A 22,522-nucleotide genomic window follows, 5' to 3' on the forward strand; every position below is an offset into this window, starting at 1 on the left:
ATTTACCACCCCACCGTATAAATCCGTGGGGCTGTCTCACGGCCCGCCGGAAGGCATGCGACCGCAGGACAGCCCGGGGAACAGTTGAGAAGGCTTAAGTCGTCCACCCGGTAACGAGGGAGTGAGGCCGGGTGGCTTAGCTGGACATAGCGCCGCACTCATAGGGTTTCAGAGATTCGGTGCGGTACCACAGCCTTGGAAGGCTTACGCGTGACCTCGGGGCCCGCCGAGCCTCGAACCTGGGTCATGCGGAGATCGCGGGTTCGGAGCCCGCCCCGGCCACTTCTGACGCGGAGCAACGTACGCCAGTGAGTGACGGCGCCCGTTCACAAATAGGTCCAAGGACGGCTGTTCTGAGATCGCGAGGTGGTTGGCTCCCACTGCAGGAGGAACGAGAAGCGACGGCTACTCCGTCGGGTCGATGAGCTGTGAGCCTTCCTGTGCGACCAGACCCTTGTCGATGGCGGCGTCGATGACCGCACGACACTCCTCGACGTCGACGTCGTAGGCACCCACGGCGACGTCCTCTATCTCGCCCCGTTCGATGGGGAAATCGCGGTTCTGGAGCAGTCGCACGACCTTGTTGTACGTCTGCGGTGAGGGGCTCACCGTCCGTTGCTGGCCGCTGGAAGGGGCCGATACCGAGTCGTCGTCGGCCTCCGCGGCGCGTGCGGTGCTGCGGTCGACCGCGTCGCCGAGGGGCCGGCCGTCCTCGGTTGTCTTGGTGGTACCGGGCTGACCGGCGTTCGCATCGGGCTCCTCGAAGCTGACTGCGTCATCCGGTGTCGAGAAGACGGAGTCGGTCCCCGCCGTCTCGTCCGGGTCGCCGAACACGGACGTCTGGTCGTCGTCGTGGTCGTCATCCTCGGGCTTCCGGAAGGTGATCTCGTCGGCACCGTCGACGGTCGACTCCGCCGTGGACTCGCCGGCGGTCTCGGCGTCGGCGATGGGTGGTGACGGCGTGCCGTCCTCTGGCGCAGGGATCGACGTGGGGTCGGTGAAGCCGGCGTCTGCCTCCGTCTGCTCGTCGCCGTCCTCGGGCAGCGTCGACTCGTCGGCCGCCGCCTTCGACTCGTACTCGAGTTCGAGTCGAACCGACGTTATCTGGGAGAACTCGACGGGGGCCGCCTCCAGCATCGCGCGGAGGTTCTCGTAGGCGTCCTCCGGGTCGTCGACCTCGATTGTCAATGAACTCACAGGAAACCACCCGCCAGCGCGGTACACCATCCACGACCGCATGTCAGGTCCGTCATCGGCGTAAATCACGACAGCCCCCTATCTAAAACTTAGGCTATCCAGCTGATACTCCTCGTTTCTTGCCGTTTCGACGTGGGAAAAAATAATATGGTTCGCATACGTGTGAGGACGTATGAGCCAGAACGAACGCGGGACCGCTGGTGGGGCGTCGGTCCAGCTGTCACCCGAGCGAGTGCTGGCGGCGTTCGACGGGCACGCGCCGGAGACGACGGGGTCGCTCGCCGAGGAGCTGAACGTCGCGAGCGAACGCGTCTGCGAGACGTGTCGTACGCTCTGTGACCGGGACGCGCTCGCCCGGCGGGAGCTGAACTGTGGGCACGGCACCGTGACGGCGTGGTACCGGCCGGCCGACGCCGGGGGGGACCTCGAAGACCGGGCCGAGCAGGCGCTCGCGGAGCTGTCGGTCCCGGGCACGAGCGAGATGATGCGCGACTGGCGGCGCGACGCCGTCCGCGCGGCGTTCGAGTTCGTCGTCGAGGAGGGGCCAGTCGTCGAATCGGAGTTCACCGAGCGGGTGTTCCCGACACAGAACGCAGGCTACGACGACCCCGAGCGGTGGTGGGAGATGGTGGCTCCGCGGCTGGCGGAGGTTCCGGGCATCTCGCCGCCGGCGGAGGGCGAGGTGTGGACCAGCGACGTGGGTCGGTAGAACCGCGGCCCGGTGAGCGAACTCAGTAGATGAGTTCGTCGTCGTTCTCGACCATGTAGAGGGTGCGTGCCGCGATGTTCACCGCGTGGTCGCCGATGCGTTCGAGGTCACGGACCGTGAGCAGCAGCCGCGAGACGTCCTCGAGCACCGTCTCGACCTCGGTGCCGTCGTCGAGCTCGCTCTCGATGAGGTCGCGGACGACGGTCTGGCTCGCGTGCTCGCACATCGCGTCGAGCTCGTCGTCGCTCTCGTTGATCTCGAAGCAGGCGTCGGTGTCCTGTGCGGCGTAGGCGGCCATCGCCTTCTCGACCATCGAGACGGTCTGGTCGCCGATGGCCTGCACGTCGACCTCGGGGTAGACGTCGTGCCGAGCGTCGAGCGTGTACTCGCCGAGGTTCGTCGCGAGGTCGCCGATGCGTTCGAGGTCGGTGATGATCTTGAACGACGCGGCGATGAAGCGGAGGTCGCCGGCGACGGGCTGTTGGAGCGCCAGCAGGTCGACGCACTGCTGTTCGATGTTGAGGTAGAGCGAGTTCACCTCGCTGTCGCCGTCGATGACCTCCCATGCCGCGTCATCGTCCTTGTTCTCGAGGGCGGTGAGGGCGGTTCGCAGACGGTCGACGACGACCTCGCTCATGTAGAGGACGTCCTCTTCGAGACTGTCCAGTTTCTCCTGGTAGTTCTCTCGTGCCATGATTGAATCAGAAAGTGGTGTTGGTGGTGTGCGTTGCGGTGCTCATCCGAACTTGCCGGTGATGTAGTCCTCAACGCGCTCGTTCTCGGGGTTCTCGAAGATCTTCTTCGTGTCGTCGAACTCGACGAGCTCCCCGCCGGTGAGGAAGACGGCGGTCTTATCGGAGATGCGGGCCGCCTGCTGCATGTTGTGTGTGACGATGATGACGGTGTAGTCCTCGGCGAGCTCGTCGATGAGATCCTCGATCTTCGAGGTGGCGACGGGGTCCAGCGCGCTCGCGGGCTCGTCCATCAGGATGACCTCCGGGTCGGGTGCGATAGCCCGGGCGATGCAGAGCCGCTGTTGCTGGCCGCCGGAGAGGTCGAGACCGGACTCGTCGAGCTGGTCCTTGACCTCGTCCCAGAGCGCGGCGCGCTTCAGCGACTCCTCGACGATCTCGTCGTGGTCGCCGCCGATGTCCTGGATCTTCAGCCCGTAGGCGACGTTGTCGTAGATGCTCTTGGGGAACGGGTTCGGCTTCTGGAACACCATGCCGACGCGGCGGCGGAGCGCAACCGGGTCGACATCGTCGTCGTAGACGTTCTTGCTCCCGAGGTAGAGCTCGCCCTCGACGCGGGCGGCGTCTATCATGTCGTTCATCCGGTTGATGCAGCGAAGGAACGTCGACTTCCCACAGCCCGAGGGGCCGATCATCGCGGTGACCTTCTTCTCGGGCACCTGCATCGAGATGTCCCGGAGCGCCTGGTCGTCGTTGTACCAGACGTTGATGTCCCTGGCCTCGACGAGGGTTCGTTCGTGTGTCACCCCGGAGTCCGGACTGCTTTCATCGAGCCCGGACGTCACGTCTGTCTCGAGGACCATGTCGTCGTCCGTCGGGTCCTCGGTCGCCGATTCCACGTTGTCGTTACTCATGTTCTCTTGACTCATTGGTCACGTTTCTCGCTCATACCTGTTGCGCAAGACGATTGCAACGGAGTTCATCGCCAGCAGCACGGTGACGAGGACGACGACTCCGGCCGGCACGGCCTTCTCGTAGAAGTCCGCCGTCGCGAAGTAGCTCGCCCAGCTGTACACCTGCAGCGGCATCGCGCTCACCTTCGAGGAGAGCTCGGAGGGGAACGAGAACAGCACGTTCGGCGCGCCGATCATGATGAGCGGCGCGGTCTCGCCGATGGCGCGTCCGAGCGCGAGGATGGTGCCGGTCAGGATGCCGGGGAACGCACGCGGGAGGACGACGTTCTTCATCGTCTGCCAGCGCGTCGCGCCCATCCCGTAGGAGGCCTGGCGCATCTCGTCGGGGACGCTGCGGATGGCCTCCCGCGCCGAGATGATGACGATGGGGAGGATGAGCAGCGCGAGCGTCGCGCCGCCGACGAGGATGGTCCCGCTCGGCTGGCCGAGTCGGGTCACGAACAGCCCGAGCCCGAGCAGGCCGTAGACCACCGACGGCACACCCGCGAGGTTCGAGATGTTCACGTCGATGAACCGGGTGTAGCGGTTGTCGGGGGCGTACTCCTCCAGGTACAGCGCCGCGCCGACCCCGATGGGGAACGAGAGCCCGGCGACGGTCAGCATCAGGAGGATGGAGCCCGCGATGGCCGGGTAGAGACCCGCGTCGACGGCGGTCCCGCTGTGGTCGCTGGTGAGGAACTGCCAGTCGACCCACGACTGCGGGCCCGCGTAGCCGAGCGTGTCGACGAGCACCTCGCCCGCCAGGGCACCGACCACGATGACCACCGGCAGGACGAGGCCGATACGTGCCTGCTCGCGGGTGACCGCCGTGCCGCCGACGTACGCCGCCGTCGGGACGACCGCGACCGACGCCAGGACGACCGAGGGGATTGGCCCGACGCCGACGACGGCCGGGCCGACGACCGCCGAGGCGGCGACCGTGGCGAGTGCGGCGGCACCCGCGAGCAGCCCCGTCCGTCGGTCACTGATGTTGGACGCGTAGAGTGCCACGGGCGTCGCGGCGAACACGCCGACCGTCAGCGTGAGCTGTATCCAGTCGAGAGGGACGATCGGCGCGAACAGGACGAGGGTGGCGACGCTCGGGAGGAGCTGGGGCAGTCCGACGTAGCTGCCGACGATGCCCGGGAACCCGAACAGCGACAGGTAGAACGCGAGCATGGCGAGGGCGAACCGGGGGAGGAACGGGAGCTGTCGGCTCCGTTGCTGGAGCGCGACGGTCACCACGACGGCGGCGGCGAGCGCGATGACGTACGCGAACCAGACCAGCGGTTCGAGGACCTCGACGAAGATGATGGCGACGCCGCCGCTGAACAGCAGGCCGACGACGAACAGCCCGAGCGTCGTCGCGCCGAACTTGAGCGCGTCGAGGTTGGACCACGCGAGGTAGCCGCCGGCCGCGAGCGTCGGGAGCACGAGCGTCAGGAGGAACGTCAGGTGCCAGCCGGCGTCCGCCGTGAGCGGCTGGATGGCGTCGTTCGTCACGTACACCAGGAGTATCGACAGCACGACGAGGCCGAACAGCGTCGACGCCAGTAGCAGGTACCGGAAGACGGTGCCGACCGTCCGACTGACCTGTCCGAAGCCCTCGGCGAAACTGGGGCGTTCGTCGGTCGCCATCTCAGTACTCCTCCCTGTACCGCTGTGCGACCCATTCACTGATGACGTTCATGGCGAAGGTGATGACGAAGAGGGTGAGCCCGATGGCGAACAGGCTGCGGTAGGCGAGCCCGCCGCCCGTGATGTCGCCGGTCAGCAGGTTGACCATCGTCGCGGTCATCGGCGAGCCGCCGTCCAGATAGGCCGCCGGGTTGAGCGGGTTGTGGAACTTCGCCTGCGCACCCGCGGCGACGGTGACGGCCATCGTCTCGCCGATGGCCCGCGAGAGCGCGAGGATGAACGACGAGAGGATGCCCGACAGCGCGGCCGGGACGACGATGCCGGTGGACACCTCGAACTTCGTCGCGCCCATCCCGTAGCCGGCCTGCCGGAGGTCGTCCGGCACCGCCGACATCGCGTCCTCGCTGATGGACGCGACCATCGGGATGATCATGATGCCGACGACGATGCTCGCCGAGAGCAGGTTGAACGTCCCGATGCTCGGGAAGGGGATACGCAGCGCGGGCGTGATGTAGATGAGTGCGAAGAAGCCGTAGACGACGGTCGGGATGCCGGCGAGTATCTCGAGTGCGGGCTTGAGAACGGCCCGGACCTGCGGGTCGGCGTACTCGCTGAGGTAGATGGCCGTCGCGACGCCGAGCGGGAGGGCGATGATCGCGGAGCCGAGCGTCACCATGATGGTCGAGGTGACGAGCGCGAGGACGCCGAACTTGCCTTCGTTGATTATCCACTCTGTACCGGTGAGGAACTCGACGACCGACGCGGTCTCCCCTTCGATGCCCACGAGGGGCGCGGTGACTGTGAAGAACTTCGCCGCCTCCGTCACGAGCAGCACGATGATCGCGAGCGTCGTGAAGATGGAGAGGACGGCACAGAGGAAGAAGAAGGAGCGCGTCAGGAGCTCCGGGGGCGCGTTGGCCGTGTTCCGTGTGAGGTCTTCGGTGAGGTCGTCCGTGCTCATTGAGTGTCGTTCGTGTTTTCCCGTGTGGTGATTAAGCGATTCGTTCGAAACTCAGCGGGCGGTCACTCGGTGTTCGCCTCCATGATCGCCGCCTCCAGCGTCGCCAGCTGCTCGGCCTGCTGTTCGGCGTCGAGCGGGACGTAGCCGACCTCGTCGGCGACGATCTCCCGGCTCGTCGCGTTCGCGAGCCAGAAGCGGGCGAACGACGAGACGTGTTCCTTCGCGAGCGCCGACTTCGCCGGGTAGGTGAACAGCGGCCGCGAGAGCGGGCTGTACTCGCCTGACTTGGCGGTCTCCAGCGACGGTTCGACCGGGCCGTCGCCGTCGTCGACGCCGAGGGCCGTCACGCGGTCGGTGTTCTCGCTGTAGTAGGCGTAGCCCATGTAGCCAATCGCGAACTCGGAGCCCTCGACACCCTGGATGATGGTGCGGTCCTGCTCGGTCGCGGAGTAGTCCTGACGGTGGCTCAGTTCGCTCTCGCCGCCGTGGAGGATGGCCTCGATGAAGTAGTCGTACGTGCCCGAGGCGTCCGAGGGGCCGTACAGTTCGATGGGCTCGTCGGGCCAGTCGGGGTTCACGTCGGACCACCGCTGGGGCTGCTCCTCGCCGGACCAGATGGTCGCGAGCTCCTCGACTGTCACCGAGTCGATCCAGTCGGCGTCGTTGTTGACGATGACGGTCAGCGCGTCCGTCGCGACCGTCAACTCGACCGGTTCGACGCCGTTCGACGCACAGGCGTTCTGCTCCTCGGATTTGATGGGGCGCGAGGCGTTGTTGAAGTCGGTCCGGCCGGGGCAGAAGTGGTTCGCGAAGCCGCCACCGGACCCGGTGGACTGGAGATTAAAATCGACGCCGGCGTGTGTGATCTTGAACCGCTCGGACATCGCCGTCGCGAGCGGGAAGACGGTCGAGGAGCCGGCGATGTCGATGCTGCCGGAGAGCCCTCCGTCTCCGCTCGCGCGAACACGGTCGTTCTCGACACAGCCGGCGAGGCCGAGGGCACCGAGCGTGCTCCCCCCGGCCGCGACGAACGCCCGTCGACTGATCTCTGCCATTACCGGGAGAAGGACGATATCCGAATAAATACCCTGCTATGATAAATATATAGGAGTACGTAGTCAAATAGAGTACTGCGTACTTCGGCCTGTGTCGTCGGGGGTATCTGACGGACAGACGTGACGTTCGGGTGGTCCAGAGGGACGCACATCGCCATACTGGACGGTTTCTGTCCGGTGTGGCGGCGGCCGGCAGTGGACCGCTTCAGCTGCGGTGGTCCCCGCCAGCGACGCATCGTATCCCCATAGTACTCGGCTCTAGTACCGCCTACCGAACGCGGATATATAGGAACAGGCAGTTTTATTTTGCACCCCACCCGACGACCCCACATGGAGACCCGCAAGGTCCAGGTCACGGGCGGTTCGACGTTCACCGTCTCGCTCCCGAAGTCGTGGGCGACCGAGAACGGCGTCTCGGCCGGCACGACGGTCGAGTTCTACCCCGAGGACGACTCGCTGCTGTTGACACCTCAGAGCGAGGTCCAGCGGACGAAGGGCCACCTCGACGTGTCCGACCTCGATGGCGACCGACTCACACGTGCGGTGATGACGATGTACGTCTCCGGCTTCGACATCATCTCGCTGGAGGCCAGCCGCATCACCACCGACCAGCGGCGCGCCATCCGCGAGGCCACGCAGAGCCTCGTCGGCGTCGAGGTGCTGGAGGAGACCACCGATAAGGTCGTCATCCAGGACCTCCTCGACTCCTCGGAGCTCAGCATCCACAACGCGGTCACCCGGATGCGACTCATCGCCGAGTCGATGCTCCACGACGCCGTCGTCGCCCTCGTCGAGGACGACGACGACATGGCCCGCGACGTGCGCGAACGCGACGACGACGTCGACCGCCTCTGGTTCGTCGTCTCGCGCATCTTCCGTGCGACCCTGCGCTCGCCGCGAGCCGCCGAGGAGCTCGGCCTCCCTCGCGAGACCTGCTTCGACTACCACTCCAGCGCCCGCCAGCTCGAACGCATCGGCGACCACGCCGCCAAGATAGCCTCCCACGCGCTCAACATGAACGAGATCGACGGCGAACTCGGCGAGGCACTCCTCGAACTCCACGACGATTCCGCCGAGGTGCTCGAACACGCGATGGACGCGCTGTTCGCCGACGAGAGCGACGAGGCCACCCGCCTCGCCAACACCGCCCGCGAGAGCATCCTCGACATCGACGAGCACACTCGGGCCATCGACGAGCTCCTGCGCGAGCGCGACCCCCACACCGCCCAGTCCATCGGCCTCGTCGTCGACTCGCTGTCGCGCTCCGCGGACTACGCCGGCAACATCGCCGAGACCGCGCTTCAGAAGGCCGCACCGCGGCCCTGACAGACCACCGACTTTCGTTTTTCAGCCCACATCGATAGCCGACCAACCGGATGGCGCGCGGCCCGCGAGCGTGCCGAGCGCTAGCGAGGCCGTGAGCAGACGCTCGTGCGAGGGATGAGAAGCGCAGGGAGCGCTAGCGACTGAGCATCGCAGTCGGCTGGGGAGGTGTGAGGTGCGGTTGCGGTGTGGGGGGTGGGACTGAAAGGGGCGACGCTCTCGACGAAGGAAGACGACGCAAGCACCGCAGGAACGAGGAGCGCAGCGAGTCTCCCGAGTCGAGAGCGTCAGGGCTTTCTGGCTGTTCACGGTTCCAGTTTCTCCCACGTTTGACGGGGGCTCTCTGGTTCTTCTCTACGCAGGCTCGGACAACAACGACCGTACCATATCCACCAACAGTAACCAGCCCCACTCTCAGGACCGAAACAGGGTAGGCCGTGGACGACCGACGGGGAGACGATGCGAGTCGAGTTTGGACGGCGGGCGCTGGCGGGTGCGGTCGTCGCCTGCGTCGTGGTCGCGAGTCTGCTCACGTCGCCGGAGACAGCACTCGAACACCTCGCCACGATAGCGAACGACCCGGTCGCCTTCGCCGCCGTCCTCGTCGGCCTCTACATCGTGCGACCGTTCCTCGCGTGGCCGGCGACGTTGCTCGCGGTCGTGGTGGGCTACGGCTACGGCGTCGCCCTGGGGGTGCCGGTCGCGCTCGCGTTCGTGGTCGGCACGTCGCTCATCCCGTTCTACGCGACGCGGTGGTTCGACGGCGGAACGCTGGAGCCGACCGACACACCGGACGAGCCCGACGGTGGGTTACGGGGACACGTGGAGCGCTACTTCGGCGCGACGGGGCACGTGCGCGGGGTGACTGCCGCGCGGCTCGTGCCCATCCCGGCGGACATCGTCTCCTGTACGGCGGCGGTCAGCGGCGTCCCGACGTCGGCGTTCGTCGCGGGGACGCTGCTCGGCGAGCTGCCGTGGACCCTCGCGGCGGTCGTCGTCGGCAGTTCGGCGAAGGAGCTGTCGACGGGCGGGCTGGGCTCGGTGGGGCTGCCGCTCGGGGTCGTGACGGTCGCCGCCGCCATGGTGCTGCTGGCTGGGCCGGCGTATCGAAGTTACGCGCAGTCCACCGAATAGGGACTCAGTCTTCGGAGTAGAGGCTCTCGAACCGCTCCTCGGCGGCGGCGGTCTCCTCGGCGAGCTCGTCACCGACCTCCCTGAGCCGGCTCTCGAGCTGCTCGTACGCGCCCGTCTCGGCCAGGTCCTCGGCGTCGAGTTCGTCATCCAGCGTCGCGAGCTTGTTCGAGACCGCCTCGTGCTCCCGGCGGCTGTCGTCGAAGCGGTTCCTGACCCGGAGGGATTCGACGAGCCGGACGAGCTGCGAGCGGGAGACGGGCTTGGTGAGGTAGTCGTGGACGTCCATCTCGAGCAGGTCGAGTCCGGGGTCGACGGCGGTGACCATCACGACCCAGCCCTCGTAGCCGTCGGCACGCAGGCGTTCGAGCACCTCGTCGCCGGTCAGGTCGGGCATCCGCCGGTCGAGCAGCACGATGTCGACCGACTCGGTGACTGCGTCGAGGGCTGCCTCGCCCCCGTAGACGGCGGCGGCGCGGTACGCGTCGGACAACCACGTCGCGTAGAGGTCTGCGAGTCGTTCCTCGTCGTCGACTACGAGTATCGTCGGTCGTGGCATGGGTCGTCAGGGCTACTGCTATGATGACAACCAGCCAACAAAGGTAGTGCTTTCGGCCAGCACCTGCGCGGCCCGTGGCCCGGACGGGTCCCGGGGCTCAGAACGTGAACGGGTCCGAACAGTCGACGACGACGCCGTGCTGCGGACAGACGTACTTGCAGTGGCGCTTGAACAGTCGCTCCTCGCACATCGGGCAGCGCCGGTCGGCGCGGGCGTCGTCGGCCGTCACGCCCGCATCTTGGTGTGACCGGATGCTAAAACTGTCGTCCGGCCCTCAGCACTCCGACCAGCCGCAGGACTCGCACGTCTTGCAGCCCTCGGAGTAGTACAGCGTCATCGACCCGCAGTCGGGACACTCGGGGCTCTCCCCGGCGTCGATGAGCGACTGCGTGTCGTCGTCAGCGCCGCTGTTGTCCTGTGCGACCGCACCGCCGTCGGTCTCGCGGGACTCGGCGGCGGCCTCGCGCTCGGCCTCCTCGGCGGCAGTCTCGTCGAGCGTCGCCTGCTGCGGGTAGTGTGCACGCTCGATGTCGCCGTCGAGGTAGCGACGCATCGCGGTGCCGATGGCGTCCGGGATGGACTGGATCTGCTCGCCCTTGTCCCAGGCGACCTTCGGGCTGCGGATGCCCTCCAGCTCGTTGGCGATTTCCTCGGGGTCGACGCCCGAGCGGAGCGCGGTCGAGATGGTCTTCGCCAGCGCCTCGGTGAAGGAGGCGGTGAAGCCACCGGAGTTACCGATGTTGGCGAACAGCTCGAACGGCCGGCCCTGCTCGTCCTCGTTGATGTTGACGTAGAGCTTGCCGTAGCCGGTGTCGATGCGCTGGGTCACGCCGTGGAGCACGTCCGGGCGCGGGCGCTTGTCGGTGTAGGCGACGCCCTCGTCGGCGGCCTCCAGCAGGCCAGCGACCTCTCGGTCGAGTGCGGCCTGCACGTCGTCGTTGTCGAGGAAGCCCTCGATGCCGCCGAAGATCTCCTCGATCTGGGCGACGAGCTGCTCTGCGGCCTCGTCCTCGTCGGCGAAGTCGGCGTTGTCCGCACGCGTCGTCAGGACCTGCTTCGAGCGGGTGCCGTCGCGGTAGACGGTGACGCCCTTGCCGCCGTTGCGGTAGATGTAGCGGTACACCTCGTCCATGTCCTCGATGGAGGCGTCGTTCGGGAAGTTGCAGGTCTTCGAGATGGCGGAGTCGACGCCCTCCTGGCAGGCACACTGCACGGCGGCGTGCTCCTTGCCGGCGAGGTCCTGCGTAGTGACGAACAGCTCCGTGATGGCGTTCGGTACGGCTTCGAGGCCCTCGACGCCGTCGAACTCGTTCTCGGCCATCTGCTCCTCGGCCTCGGCCTTGACCGCGTCGACGTCGATGTCGTTGGCCTCCAGCACGCGCAGGAAGTAGTCGTCGAACTCGACGAGCATCTCGTCGCCCTGCACGTCGTCGGAGACGTTCTTGTAGTAGGCGACGTTGTAGATGGGCTCACAGCCACCCGTCGTGTTGCCGACCATCGAGGTCGTGCCGGTCGGTGCGATGGTCGTCGTGTTGTGGTTCCGGATGGGGAAGCCGTCTTCCCACTCGTCGGCGTCGAGCCCGGTGTGGTGCTCGAACCAGTCGGCGTACTCCGTAGGGTTCGCGTACTTCGAGTCGCCCCAGTCGTCGAAGGAGCCGCGCTCCTCGGCGAGCTCGTGGGACGCCCACTTCGAGCCGTGGTTGATGTGACGCATGAGCTGGCGGGCGACCTCGTTGCCGGGGTCGGAGCCGTACTCGATGCCGAGCTGGACGTAGAGCTGTGCGAGGCCCATGACGCCCAGGCCGATCTTGCGCATCTCGCGGACCTTCTGCTCGATCTTCTCGACCGGGAAGTCCGACATCGTGACGACGTTCTCGAGGAAGCGCGTGCCCATCTCGATGCGGCGGTCGAACTCCTGGACGTCGATGGCCTCCTCCAGGAAGGCGTCGACGGCCGATTCGAGGTCGTCGTACTCGTCGGCGTGGCGCTCGGACCAGACCCTCCAGTCCGGGGAGTCTAAAGAAGCGAGGGTGCTGAGGTTGATATGTCCGAGGTTACACGCCTCGTACTCTTCGAGAGGCTGCTCGCCACAGGGGTTAGTTGCCAGAATCCTGTGTTCCGGGTGCTCCTCCACGTCGAACGAGTGCATCTTGTTCACCCGTTCGAGGTAGATGACGCCGGGCTCGCCGTTCTCGTGTGCGCCCTCGACGATGTCCTCCCAGACGACCTCGGCGGGCATCGACAGGACCTCGCCGACCTCGACGTACTCGCCGAGGCCGAACATCTCGTAGAGCTCCTTCGTCTGCGGCGTCGCGACGTGGGGCTCCTCGGTGCGCGGGTTGGTGAACGTGAAGTCCTCGCCATTCTCCAGCGCCTCCATGAAGTCGTCGGTGACGCCGACGGAGATGTTGAAGTTCGAGAGGTGGCCCTCGACGGCGTTGCGCAGGTGCTTCGGGACCCGGCCCTCGTCGTCGATGAGCTCGCGGGCCTCCTCCAGTGCGTCCGCGAAGGAGGTGTGCGTGTAGTCGTCGGGGTCGTTCAGCCGGAGGGTCTGGGCGAGCGAGACGTCCTTGTTCTTCGAGTGGATGAACTGGATGACGTCGGGGTGCGAGATTCGCATGACACCCATCTGTGCGCCGCGTCGCGCCCCACCCTGCGCGATGGTCTCGCACATCTGGTCGAACGTCCGCATGAAGGTGATGGGGCCGGAGGCGATGCCGCCGGTCGAACCGACCGCGTCACCGTAGGGGCGGAGCCGCCAGAAGGCGTAGCCCATGCCACCGCCGGACTGGAACACCTGGGCCGCCTCCTTGGCGGTCTGGTGGATGTCGTCGATGTCGTCGTCGGGCGAGTCGACGAAGCAGGCCGAGAGCTGCTGGAGCTCGTCGCCCGCGTTCATGAGCGTCGGCGAGTTCGGCATGAAGTCCAGCTTCGACATCATCTCCTGGAACTCCTCGGAGACGTCCTCGACGTGCGTGCGGACGTCCGCGGGCAGCTCCGGGACGATGGTGTCGTAGGCGAACTTGTTGACGTTGTAGATGGTGAGCTCGGTCTCCGCCTCGTCCTCGGCAGTGACTCCCGTGCCGAAGACCTCGGCGGCCAGCTCGTCCCGTCGCGGGTGGTCCGGTTTGAGCTGGGCCGGCGTCACCGTGATGGTCTCGTCCTGCTTCTCGGCCTCGTAGACGGCCTCGGCGAGCGCGATGTTCTTGCCGACGCGCTCGAAGAGGTCCTCCTGCTCCTCGATGAGCTCGCCATCGGCGTCCTTCCGGAGGTATCGCGCCGGCAGGATGTTCTGGTACGCGTTGTCGGTCAGGCGCTCCGCGAGGGTGTCGCCCTCGGTGCGCTTGACCGGTAGCTCGAGTTCGTCGGCGGACAGGTCCGACCGGCTCATTCGTGTCCCTCCCCACCGACAGCGGCCCCCTGTCGGCCGTTTCCGTATGTTCCGTTTGGTCTCGTTTGCATCGTTTGTAGACGAAGTTTCGTTACTGTTGCACCCGTCATAAATGGACAGGTTACGGTTCGTTTGTCCTATTGAAAGCTCGGTTGTCTTCGGAGCGTCGCCACTGTCCCAGGATGCCCTGTCTTCCCGAGCCACCGCTGACCGTGGCTACTGAGACATATGTAGGGCACCATCAATAACCCCACGGAAACCGGAGTGAAAGTGAAACTGTGGCGACGAGACGAGGGGGGATGATTACGGACCAATTAGTTTCGCCCGCATCCTTATGCCCCCGCGGGGTGTCGGACCGGGTATGGTAGACCCGATGCCCCTGCTGCCGTTGCAGTCGACCGTCGAGCTCGCCGGAGCGGCGGTGCTCCTGATCGTCGCACTCGTGGTCATCTTCAAGATAATCCGGGTGGCCTACAGTATCGCGGTGAAGGTCATCGTCATCGCCATCGCGGCGCTCATCATCCTCTACGCGCTCGCGCTCGCCGGCATCAACCCGCTGGGACTGCCGGCGGCCGTCGCGCCCGCACTCACCGCGCTCTGAAGCGCGGGACGAACCGGACGCGAAGCGACCCGCGCGGTCAGCCCCCGCGCGCGTCGGCGACCAGCCCGAGGAAGTTGTCCACCACGTCGTGTCCCCTGCCCGTGAGCACCGACTCCGGGTGGAACTGCACGCACTCGATGGGATGTTCGCGGTGGCGCACGCCCATGACGAGCCGTTCGGTGCCGTCCGCGCCCGCGTGGTCGGCCGTCGCGGTCACGGCGAAGCAGTCGGGTACCGTCTCGGCGACCAGCGAGTGGTAGCGCCCCGCCGAGAAGCCCTGCTCGATGCCGGCGAACACGCCCGTCCCGTCGTGGTCGACCGGCCACGCCTTCCCGTGGACGGGGTCGGGCGCGCGCCCCACGCTGCCGCCGTAGGCGTAGACGGCTGCCTCCAGCCCGAGGCAGACCCCGAACGTCGGCACGTCGGGACTCACCTCGCGGAACACCTCGGGCGTGACGCCCACGTCGCGCTCGTTCTTCGGGTGGCCGGGGCCGGGCGAGACGACGAGGGCGTCGGGGTCGAACGCCCGTATCTCGTCGAGACTCGCCGTGTTCCGCAGGACGAGCGTTTCGGGCTCCGCGTCCGAATCGAGCAGCGACGACTCGACGTACTCCACGAGGTTGTAGGTGAACGAGTCGAAGTTGTCGACGAACAGCACGCGGGTCATCGGGGCACCTCCGGGACGGGCTCCTCGGGTTCGCGCTCGATGCGCCGGAGCGCGGTCAGCACGCCGTCCATCTTGGACTCGGTCTCCTCGTACTCCGCACCGGGGTCGCTGTCGGCGACGATGCCCGCGCCCGCACGGACCCGAACGCGGTCCTGCCCGTCCGCGGCCGCGCCACGTTCGACCGTCGCGGTGCGGATGACGATGGCCACGTCGGCGTCGCCGGTCCAGGAGTAGTAGCCGACGCCGCCGCCGTAGAGGCCGCGGGGGTCGTCCTCAAGTTCGTCGATGATCTCCATCGCGCGGACCTTCGGCGCGCCGGTGAGCGTCCCGGCGGGGAAGGCGGCGCGCGTGGCGTCGAACGCGTCGGCATCGGCAGCGAGCGCGCCCGTCACGGTGGACTCGATGTGCTGGACGTGGCTGTACTTCAGGACGTTCATGAACTCCTCGACGCGGACGGTTCCCGGCTCGGAGACGCGGCGCACGTCGTTGCGCGCGAGGTCGACGAGCATCGTGTGCTCGGCGCGCTCCTTGTCGTCGGCGAGCATCTCGCCCGCCAGGCGACGGTCCTCGACGGGGCTGTCGCCGCGTCGGCAGGTGCCCGCGATGGGGTTCGACGTGACGCGGCCGCCACCGACGGAGACCAGCGTCTCCGGGCTCGCGCCGACGACGTGGCGGTCGCCGTGGGCGAGCAGGTACATGTACGGCGACGGGTTCACGTCACGGAGCGCGGCGTACAGCCCGAGCGGGTCGCAGTCCCCGACGAGCTCGCGGGTCCGGGAGATCACACCCTGGTAGATGTCGCCGTCGAGGACGTGCTCCTTCGCGTGCCCGACCGCACGCTCGTACGCCTCGCGCGAGCCGGCCGTCTCACCGGTGCGGACGAAGCCACCGGGGTCCGGGTCGGCGGCGGCCGCGAGCACGCCAGCGACGTACTCGGCCTCGGCGACGAGCGAATCGTAGACGGCACCGGCATCCTCGTCGTCGCGGACGACCGGCGTGACGACCAGGGACACCTCGTCGGCGTGGTGGTCGAAGACGAGCGTCTTCGTCGTCAGGACGAACTCGGCGTCGGGCACGTCGGAGTCCGGCCTGTCGAGGCCGACCTCGTCCAGGAAGAGGTCGTAGACGGACTCGTAGCCCAGGAAACCGACGAGGCCGCCGTCGAGCTGCTGGCGCTCGGTGTCGGGGAAGCCGACGGGTTCGGCGTCGGGCATCGCCGACCGGAGCGTGTCGAGCGTGTCGTCACCGTCCGGGTCGACGAGTCCCGCATACCGCTCGTCGCAGACGTCGACCGTGGTCTCGTTCTCGGTTATCGACACCACCGCGGCGGGGTCGTAGCCGACGAACGAGTAGCGCGCGTGACGGTCGCCGTCGTCGGGCCGGAACGCGCCGTCGGGGTCGCTGGAGGCGGTCTTCTCCGCGCTCTCCAGCAGGAACGAGTGCTCGGTCTCGCCCGACAGCGCGGCGTACGCGCCCAGTGGCGAGCTGTCCACGTCGAGCGTCGTCTGTGCGCGCACGACCGCCGGTCGGTCGGCGGTGGCGGTCGCGTCGACGAGGTCGCAGAATGTGTCGCGGTCGGGTGTCAGCGTAAAACCGGCGTCGTTCATGGCTCCACCGTCCGCGGTCGATAGCCCTGGGACTCCCGCGTGGCGGCGACGAACGCGGCGAGCGCGTCGTGGTCCTTCACGCCGCCGCGCTCCTCGACACCGCTGGCCACGTCGACCGCGAACGGGTCGACCGTCGCGACGGCCTCGGCGACGTTCTCGGGTGTGAGCCCGCCCGCGAGGACGACCGGTACGTCGAGGTCGGCGGTCGCCGCCCTGGTGCGGGCCCAGTCGTGCGTCTCGCCGGTGCCGCCACCGCCGTCCTCGCCGATGGAGTCCACGAGGAGTGCGTCGACGACGTCGACGTAGCGTGCTGCGGTCTCCGGTGCGGCCGCGTCGACGTGCTTGACGACGCGTGCATCGACCCGTGACCGGAGGTACGCCACGTCGCCCGGCGGCAGGTCGCTGTGTATCTGGACCGCGTCGGGCTCGACCTGCTCGACGAGGGAGACGGTGCGCGCCGGGGCGTCGGGCATCGTCACCAGTACGGTCGTCACGAACGGCGGTGCGTGGGCGACGAGCTCGGTGGCGCGCTCGGCCGATATCTCTCGCGGGGAGTCGACCGGCACGTCGACGACGAAGCCGATGGCGTCCGCGCCCGCCTCGACGGCCGTGTCGACGTCTTCCTCGCGGGTGAGTCCGCAGACCTTCACGCGAGTCATTGCGCGACGGCCGACTGGAGGTCCGCCAGCCGGGCGGCGGCGTCGCCCGACTCGATGGCCTCGCGGGCGCGCTCGATGCCGCCCTCGATGGTGTCGACCTCGCCGGCGACGTAGATGGCAGCGCCCGCGTTGGCGAGGATGATGTCCCGCTTCGGGCCGGTCACGTCGCCGCGGAGGATGCCTTCGAGGTCGGCGGCGTTCTCCTCGGGCGAGCCACCGGCGACCGCGGCGACGGGCGCGCGCTCGATGCCCAGGTCCTCGGGCGTGACCGTGTACTCCTCGACCTCGCTGCCGGTGACCTCGGCGACGACCGTCTCGTCGTGGATGGCGATCTCGTCCATCCCGGAGCCGTGGACGACCAGTGCGCGTTCGACGTCCATCCGGGCGAGCGCGCGGCCGAGCACGGGAACGAGGTCGGGGTCGTAGACGCCGACGACCTGCGCGTCCGCGCCGGCGGGGTTCGTCAGCGGGCCGAGCACGTTGAACACCGTCCGCATCCCGAGCTCCTGACGCGGGCCGATGACGGCCTTCATCGCGGGGTGGAACACGGTCGCGAGCATGAAGCCGATGCCGTCGTCCTCTATCTGGGCCTCGACGGCGGCGGGCTCTGCGGCCACGTCGACGCCCGCGACCTCCAGCACGTCCGCGCTCCCCGACGACGAGGAGACGGAGTAGTTGCCGTGCTTGGCGACGGGGACGCCCGCGCCGCTGGCGACGAGTGCGCTGGTCGTGGAGACGTTGATGGTGTCGTAGTCGTCACCACCGGTGCCGCAGGTGTCCACTAGCGGCGTTCGGTTCGGCGAGATGGTCCGTGCCGCCGCGCGCATCCCCTCGGCGAAGCCGGCTATCTCGGCCTCCGTCTCGCCCTTCGCGCGGAGCGCCGACAGCATCGCCCCGATCTGGGCGTCGGTCGCGTCCTCGAAGACGTGGCCCGCGACCTCGCGGGCCTCGGTCTGTGACAGGTCCTCCCCCTCGGCCACACGTTCGATGTATTCCTTCATTATGGGTCACCAATGTATGGTTTAGTCTTACGATGTACAAAATCGTACATCGACTTAAACGTGTCGTCACCGTGCCAGGGTTCAAGTACGGGAACGGGGCCACTCCGGGGCACGATGTCCCCATCCCACAGCCGACGACACGTACTGCGTACAGCCGCCAGCGCCCTCACCACCGGTGGGCTCGCCAGCGCCGCCCTCACCGGGACCGGTGCCGCCGATGAAGGAGCATCCCCGCGGAACGACACAGACGAGCCACCGATCGCCGTCCACGGTGCCGAAGCCGTCCCGTCCGGGTGGGACGACCGCTACCGAACCATCGTCGGGCGCGAGGTCCGGTTCGCGCTCGCGCGGATGACGACGATGGTCGTCCGCCCGGGCGGCCCGCGCGTCGACAAGTGTACATGGTCCATCGACGGAACCGTCTCGCTGTCGGGGCCCGCGGTGACACGAACCTGGACGACGACGGGCACGCACGAGATCGGCCTCACCGTCGCCTACAGCGACGGAAGCGTCGCCCGGCGGAGCCTTCGGGTCGACGTGGCCGAACCGAACGAGGCTCCGCTCGCGGTCCCCGACGTGTATCCCGCTCGCTGGTTCGACGACGGCGTCGCGGTGACCGCCGGCGAGATCGTGACCTACGACGCGACCGGGAGCGAGGACGACGACGGCCAGGTCGTCACTGCGACCTGGGACTTCGATGGCTACGTCGTCGACGGGATGGTCGTCGAACACGAGTTCCGCCGGACCGGCCCCAAGACGGTCACGCTCTCCGTCACCGACGACGACGGCGCGACGGCCGAGACGGAGCTGTTCGTCTACGTGGAGCGCCCCGACCGCTGACCCGTCGCCGTCGCCCTGTCTCGGACCACCACACGCCGCCCCAATCGAAACCCTTTTTTATACCAGCGGTGAACGAACGAGTGCACGCAACGGAGAACCAGTGCGCCACCGGGTTGGTGGTCTAGTCTGGTTATGACACCTCCTTGACATGGAGGAGGCCGGCAGTTCAAATCTGCCCCAACCCACTTTTCAGCGACCCACGCGACGAGCGAAGCGAGAGCCCGTCGCTGAGGATGGGTGCAGGTGGGGTTGAACCAGGCGCAGTGGGGCGACCGTGGTTCAACTCTGCCCCCCACACACTTCCCCTGAAAACCCACCAGACAGTGGTGCCGCCCTACGTACCTCGACAGAACCCTTTTAGGAGGTGATACCCACCACTGAGTGAACAAATGTGTCCAGCCACCGGTCCGGAGCGACCGACCACGTTGGCCGTCTACCGCGACGCGGCGGGCGTCCTCGATGGCCACCTGACCGGGTTCGACGACGCGGCCGTCGTGCGGGTCGCCACGATGGACGTGTTGCTCGAACACGTCGCCGACGGGCTGGACTGCGTGCTCTGCGCCGGTGCGGACGCGACTACCGTGCTCGACGGGACCCGCGCCGACCACCGGACGCCGGTGGTCGTGGTCGACGAGGCGGGCGACGCCGGGCTGGCGAGTCGCGTCTCGGAGCATCGGAACACGCTGTACGTGCCCGCCGGTCGGCTCGCGGAGGCCGACTACGACCTGGGAGCGGCGGTCCGCGAGCTGATTGCCGACTGGTGGGCGGTGACCGACAGCCGACGGCGGTTCGCCGCGCTGGAGTCCGCTCGGGAGGGCATCGGCATCCTCGACGCCGACGGCGAGTACGTGTACGCGAACCGGTCGTACGCGGCGAAGTACGGCTACGAACCGTCCGACCTCCTCGGTGAGCACTGGCGAGTGCTCTATCCGAGCGAGGAGGTGACCCGGTTCGAGGAGGAGATACTGCCCACGCTGGAGCGCGAGGGCGCGTGGACCGGGAGGGCGATCGGTCGCCGTGTCGACGGCGAGGAGTTCCCCGAGGAGCTCTCCCTGGCGAGGCTCGACGACGGGGGTCACGTCTGCGTGCTCCGGGACATCACCGACCGCCAGCAGCGCGAGGAGCGGCTGCAGGTGCTCGACAGGGTCCTCCGACACAACCTCCGGAACAAGATGTGTATTGTCCAGGGTCTCGTCGACGACGCGCTCCGCGCGACTGCCGACGACGCGGTCCGCGAACCGCTCGAGAGCGCACAGCAGGAGGCGTCGGAGCTGCTGGAACTCGCCCAGAAGGCACGGACGTTCCACCGGTTGCTCGACCGCGCTCGACTGGACCACGCGCCGGTCGACCTCACCGAGTTCGTCGCGGGCGTCGTCGACTCGATGTCGCTTCCGGCCCGGGCTATCGAGGTCGAGGCGGCCGACGACGGCCTCGCTATCGAGGCGGACCCGGCGCTGCTCGAGACGGTCATCCAGGAACTCGTCACCGTGCTCGTGGAGGCCAGCGACGCCGACGGACCGGTCACGGTGAGCGTCGGCACGGCGGCACCCCACGGGGCGGCAGTCCGGCTCTCCATCCCCGACGCGTCGCTGTCGTCCGCCGAGTTCGACGTCGTCGAGCGCGGCGAGGAGACGCCGCTGTACCACGGTGAAGGAATCAGTCTCTGGTTCGTGCGCTGGGCGACCGTGCTGATGGGCGGTCGCATCGAGTTCGACACGGAGGGCGTCCAGCTCTTGCTGCCGCGTGCCGACAGCGCGGCCGAGGAGCAGGCCCTCGACGAGACCTGACGCGAGCGACTGCTATCGTCCGTCTTCCTCGACGTACTGCTCCTCGATGCCCCTCTTGCCACCGATCGCCGCGCTGAGCCGCCGCGTCGCCACGTCGAAGACGACGACGAGCGGGAGCAACACCAGTTCCACCACGCGGAGCGGCCGGGCGATTCGGAGCGCCCACGACAGCGCGTTCCCGAGCCCGTAGGATTTCGGGACGATCTCGCCGAACACGAGCACCGTCGCGCTCGCGACGACGGTGGCCAGCACCACGGCGACGCCCGTCGAGAACGACTCCACGAGGATCGCGGTCGTGATGCTCGATATCGCCACGTTCACCACGTTGTTGCCGACGAGCAGCGTCACGAGCAGCCGGTGGGGGTCCTCGCGCAGCTCGGCGAGCTGTGCGGCCCGCCCGTCGCCCGCCGTGGCGCGCTCGGTCAGCTGTTCGACCGGGAGCGAGAAGATGGCGGTCTCGCTGGAGGAGAAGAAGGCACTCAGACAGACCAGTACGACCACCGCGACGATGCCGAGCGGGACGAGGGGAAGCGCGACCATACCAGCCCCTCCCGCCACACGGAGAAGAAACCCCGGTGAGTGGGAGTCGCTCAGTCGACGATCTCGACGCCGTCCTCGCTCACGCGCACGTCGAGCAGGCTCTTGACCTCGTGGCCCATCGGCACCGGCTCGGACTCCACGCGCCGGATGACCGTCACCACGTCGACGACGTTCGCGCCGACCTCCTCCAGTGCCTCCGTGATGGCCGCGACGAACGCACCCGTGTTCGTCAGGTCGTCGAGCACGAGCACGTCGTCGCCTTCCTCGACGTCGTTCAGGTAGAGGCGGTCGTCGCCCGCGTCGAAGGCGTACTCGTCGTCGAAGCCGTACTGCCGGTCGCGGATGACCACCAGCGGGATGTCCGAGACGAGCGACACCGCCGTCGAGACGTGGACGCCCATCGTCACCGGCGTCGCGATGACGTCAGCGTCGGCGAGGTCTGCCACCTGGCAGATGCCGTTGACGACCTCGCGGACGAGGTGCGGATCGAGTGTCGGGATGCCGTTGCTGATGGGGTGGACGAGGTACGGCCGTCCGTTCCGGTCGATGACTGGGGCCTCGTGGACCGAGCGTTCGAGGGCGTCCATGTTGATGCGTTGTCTGTCGGTAGCGGGTAAAACTGCGTGGATTTCCGTTCGTGCTCTCGTGAGTCGCTGTCGGTGGATGCGTGGCCCGGGGTACTACCAGCGGGAAAGGGCCGACAGCCTCGCCCCGCGGACCGCTCGCGTCGTCTCGCCAGCCGCGCGCCCCGGCTGGTTCTTCGCTGCCGCCCGTGGAGGTTCACGAATATCGTAAACCTTCAGTCCCGCCGTTCGTCCCGCAGCCGCAGGTTCTCGTGGATGCCGAGCACGAGGGCGGGGACGACGACGATGAAGATGTGCTCCTCGATGGGGATCCAGAGCAGTTCGACGCCGGTGCGCATGGGGATGGAGAAGACGCCAACCTCCAGCGTGTACCAGTCCCAGACGTACGCGACCGGGTAGAGCACGGCGATGGTCCGGCCTGCGCGGGCGAGGGCGTCGGCCCGGAGGAGCAACAGGAGTGCAGCGGTGCCGAAGACGACCTCGGTCGCGAGGTACGTCCACGGGCCGAGGACGGTGATGTCCGGGAGCATGTCGGGGGCTAGGGACCGGAGCGACATGGTTCCCAGGGCGGTCTGCGCGGGTGTTCGGGACCGGGGGACTGGGCACGAACCGGTGAGAATTGGCGGT

22 protein-coding genes and 2 tRNA genes are annotated in these 22,522 nt (G+C 67.6%); 8 read left to right on the plus strand and 16 right to left on the minus strand.

Annotated elements, in window-relative coordinates; genetic code table 11:
* Positions 1-125: 125 nt before the first annotated feature.
* A tRNA-Met gene (locus NOW55_RS00240) sits at positions 126-282 on the plus strand.
* A gap of 123 nt (positions 283-405) precedes the next feature.
* Here the strand turns inward: NOW55_RS00240 and NOW55_RS00245 are convergent.
* Positions 406-1,197, minus strand: a complete 792-nt coding sequence (locus NOW55_RS00245; RefSeq protein ID WP_256398042.1) for a hypothetical protein — start codon at positions 1,195-1,197, stop codon at positions 406-408.
* A 172-nt stretch (positions 1,198-1,369) separates the two neighbouring features.
* Between NOW55_RS00245 and NOW55_RS00250 the strand changes: the two genes are divergently transcribed.
* The gene (locus NOW55_RS00250) at positions 1,370-1,906 is read left to right on the plus strand and encodes a hypothetical protein (RefSeq protein ID WP_256398043.1); all 537 of its coding nucleotides are present in this window, start codon (positions 1,370-1,372) and stop codon (positions 1,904-1,906) included.
* Positions 1,907-1,928: 22 nt separating this feature from the next.
* Here NOW55_RS00250 and phoU read toward each other — a convergent pair whose 3' ends face one another.
* The 5 genes from phoU to NOW55_RS00275 form a co-directional block, all read right to left on the minus strand.
* The gene (gene phoU / locus NOW55_RS00255) at positions 1,929-2,600 is read right to left on the minus strand and encodes a phosphate signaling complex protein PhoU (protein WP_256398044.1); all 672 of its coding nucleotides are present in this window, start codon (positions 2,598-2,600) and stop codon (positions 1,929-1,931) included.
* Positions 2,601-2,642: 42 nt separating this feature from the next.
* Positions 2,643-3,512 (minus strand): phosphate ABC transporter ATP-binding protein PstB, encoded by an 870-nt coding sequence (pstB, locus tag NOW55_RS00260; protein ID WP_368407679.1) that lies wholly within the window; start codon positions 3,510-3,512, stop codon positions 2,643-2,645.
* An 18-nt stretch (positions 3,513-3,530) separates the two neighbouring features.
* Positions 3,531-5,189 (minus strand): phosphate ABC transporter permease PstA, encoded by a 1,659-nt coding sequence (pstA, locus tag NOW55_RS00265; RefSeq protein WP_256398046.1) that lies wholly within the window; start codon positions 5,187-5,189, stop codon positions 3,531-3,533.
* Between the two features lies 1 nt (position 5,190).
* The gene (gene pstC / locus NOW55_RS00270; RefSeq protein WP_256398047.1) at positions 5,191-6,150 is read right to left on the minus strand and encodes a phosphate ABC transporter permease subunit PstC; all 960 of its coding nucleotides are present in this window, start codon (positions 6,148-6,150) and stop codon (positions 5,191-5,193) included.
* A 62-nt stretch (positions 6,151-6,212) separates the two neighbouring features.
* A complete protein-coding gene (locus tag NOW55_RS00275) occupies positions 6,213-7,205 on the minus strand; it encodes a PstS family phosphate ABC transporter substrate-binding protein (protein WP_256398048.1) in 993 nt (330 codons plus the stop codon).
* 330 nt (positions 7,206-7,535) lie between these two features.
* On the opposite strand from NOW55_RS00275, the gene NOW55_RS00280 reads away from it, so the two are divergent.
* Positions 7,536-8,531: a phosphate signaling complex PhoU family protein gene (locus tag NOW55_RS00280; RefSeq protein ID WP_256398049.1), complete on the plus strand. Its 996-nt coding sequence runs from the start codon at positions 7,536-7,538 to the stop codon at positions 8,529-8,531.
* Between the two features lie 456 nt (positions 8,532-8,987).
* Positions 8,988-9,662, plus strand: a complete 675-nt coding sequence (locus tag NOW55_RS00285; protein WP_256398050.1) for a TVP38/TMEM64 family protein — start codon at positions 8,988-8,990, stop codon at positions 9,660-9,662.
* A gap of 4 nt (positions 9,663-9,666) precedes the next feature.
* Here the strand turns inward: NOW55_RS00285 and NOW55_RS00290 are convergent, their stop codons facing one another.
* The 3 genes from NOW55_RS00290 to NOW55_RS00300 form a co-directional block, all read right to left on the minus strand.
* Positions 9,667-10,218: a response regulator transcription factor gene (locus NOW55_RS00290; RefSeq protein ID WP_256398051.1), complete on the minus strand. Its 552-nt coding sequence runs from the start codon at positions 10,216-10,218 to the stop codon at positions 9,667-9,669.
* Positions 10,219-10,315: 97 nt separating this feature from the next.
* Positions 10,316-10,447 carry an HVO_2523 family zinc finger protein gene (locus tag NOW55_RS00295; RefSeq protein ID WP_256399341.1) on the minus strand — a complete coding sequence of 44 codons (132 nt, stop codon included), beginning with the start codon at positions 10,445-10,447 and terminating at the stop codon, positions 10,316-10,318.
* A gap of 45 nt (positions 10,448-10,492) precedes the next feature.
* Positions 10,493-13,609 carry an adenosylcobalamin-dependent ribonucleoside-diphosphate reductase gene (locus NOW55_RS00300; RefSeq protein ID WP_256398052.1) on the minus strand — a complete coding sequence of 1,039 codons (3,117 nt, stop codon included), beginning with the start codon at positions 13,607-13,609 and terminating at the stop codon, positions 10,493-10,495.
* A gap of 361 nt (positions 13,610-13,970) precedes the next feature.
* On the opposite strand from NOW55_RS00300, the gene NOW55_RS00305 reads away from it, so the two are divergent.
* Positions 13,971-14,210, plus strand: coding sequence for a hypothetical protein (locus tag NOW55_RS00305; protein WP_256398053.1), 240 nt, complete (start codon positions 13,971-13,973; stop codon positions 14,208-14,210).
* 37 nt (positions 14,211-14,247) lie between these two features.
* Here NOW55_RS00305 and trpG read toward each other — a convergent pair whose 3' ends face one another.
* From trpG to trpD, 4 genes are read right to left on the minus strand one after another with little or no spacing between them, the layout of a single operon-like run.
* Positions 14,248-14,877: an anthranilate synthase component II gene (trpG, locus tag NOW55_RS00310; RefSeq protein WP_256398054.1), complete on the minus strand. Its 630-nt coding sequence runs from the start codon at positions 14,875-14,877 to the stop codon at positions 14,248-14,250.
* Positions 14,874-16,484, minus strand: a complete 1,611-nt coding sequence (gene trpE, locus NOW55_RS00315; protein ID WP_256398055.1) for an anthranilate synthase component I — start codon at positions 16,482-16,484, stop codon at positions 14,874-14,876. The genes trpG and trpE overlap by 4 nt, the downstream gene beginning before the upstream one ends.
* Positions 16,481-17,143, minus strand: coding sequence for a phosphoribosylanthranilate isomerase (locus NOW55_RS00320; RefSeq protein WP_256398056.1), 663 nt, complete (start codon positions 17,141-17,143; stop codon positions 16,481-16,483). The genes trpE and NOW55_RS00320 overlap by 4 nt, the downstream gene beginning before the upstream one ends.
* Positions 17,140-18,144 (minus strand): anthranilate phosphoribosyltransferase, encoded by a 1,005-nt coding sequence (trpD, locus tag NOW55_RS00325; RefSeq protein ID WP_256398057.1) that lies wholly within the window; start codon positions 18,142-18,144, stop codon positions 17,140-17,142. The genes NOW55_RS00320 and trpD overlap by 4 nt, the downstream gene beginning before the upstream one ends.
* A 114-nt stretch (positions 18,145-18,258) precedes the next feature.
* Between trpD and NOW55_RS00330 the strand changes: the two genes are divergently transcribed.
* From NOW55_RS00330 to NOW55_RS00340, 3 genes are all read left to right on the plus strand, one after another.
* Positions 18,259-18,984 carry a PKD domain-containing protein gene (locus tag NOW55_RS00330; protein WP_256398058.1) on the plus strand — a complete coding sequence of 242 codons (726 nt, stop codon included), beginning with the start codon at positions 18,259-18,261 and terminating at the stop codon, positions 18,982-18,984.
* A gap of 110 nt (positions 18,985-19,094) precedes the next feature.
* Positions 19,095-19,169 (plus strand) — tRNA-Val (locus NOW55_RS00335).
* Between the two features lie 204 nt (positions 19,170-19,373).
* On the plus strand, positions 19,374-20,771 hold the full coding sequence (locus NOW55_RS00340) for a receiver/sensor box histidine kinase (RefSeq protein ID WP_256398059.1): 1,398 nt from the start codon (positions 19,374-19,376) through the stop codon (positions 20,769-20,771).
* A gap of 12 nt (positions 20,772-20,783) precedes the next feature.
* Here the strand turns inward: NOW55_RS00340 and NOW55_RS00345 are convergent, their stop codons facing one another.
* The 3 genes from NOW55_RS00345 to NOW55_RS00355 all read right to left on the minus strand — a co-directional run bounded on the left by NOW55_RS00345 (position 20,784) and on the right by NOW55_RS00355 (position 22,425).
* Positions 20,784-21,311: a DUF21 domain-containing protein gene (locus tag NOW55_RS00345; protein ID WP_256398060.1), complete on the minus strand. Its 528-nt coding sequence runs from the start codon at positions 21,309-21,311 to the stop codon at positions 20,784-20,786.
* A gap of 50 nt (positions 21,312-21,361) precedes the next feature.
* Positions 21,362-21,898, minus strand: a complete 537-nt coding sequence (locus tag NOW55_RS00350; RefSeq protein WP_256398061.1) for an adenine phosphoribosyltransferase — start codon at positions 21,896-21,898, stop codon at positions 21,362-21,364.
* Positions 21,899-22,110: 212 nt separating this feature from the next.
* Positions 22,111-22,425, minus strand: a complete 315-nt coding sequence (locus tag NOW55_RS00355) for a lycopene cyclase domain-containing protein (RefSeq protein ID WP_256398062.1) — start codon at positions 22,423-22,425, stop codon at positions 22,111-22,113.
* Between the last annotated feature and the right edge of the window lie 97 nt (positions 22,426-22,522).

It is taken from the genome of Haloarchaeobius litoreus (assembly GCF_024495425.1).
GTDB classification, from domain to species: Archaea; Halobacteriota; Halobacteria; order Halobacteriales; family Natrialbaceae; genus Haloarchaeobius; species Haloarchaeobius litoreus.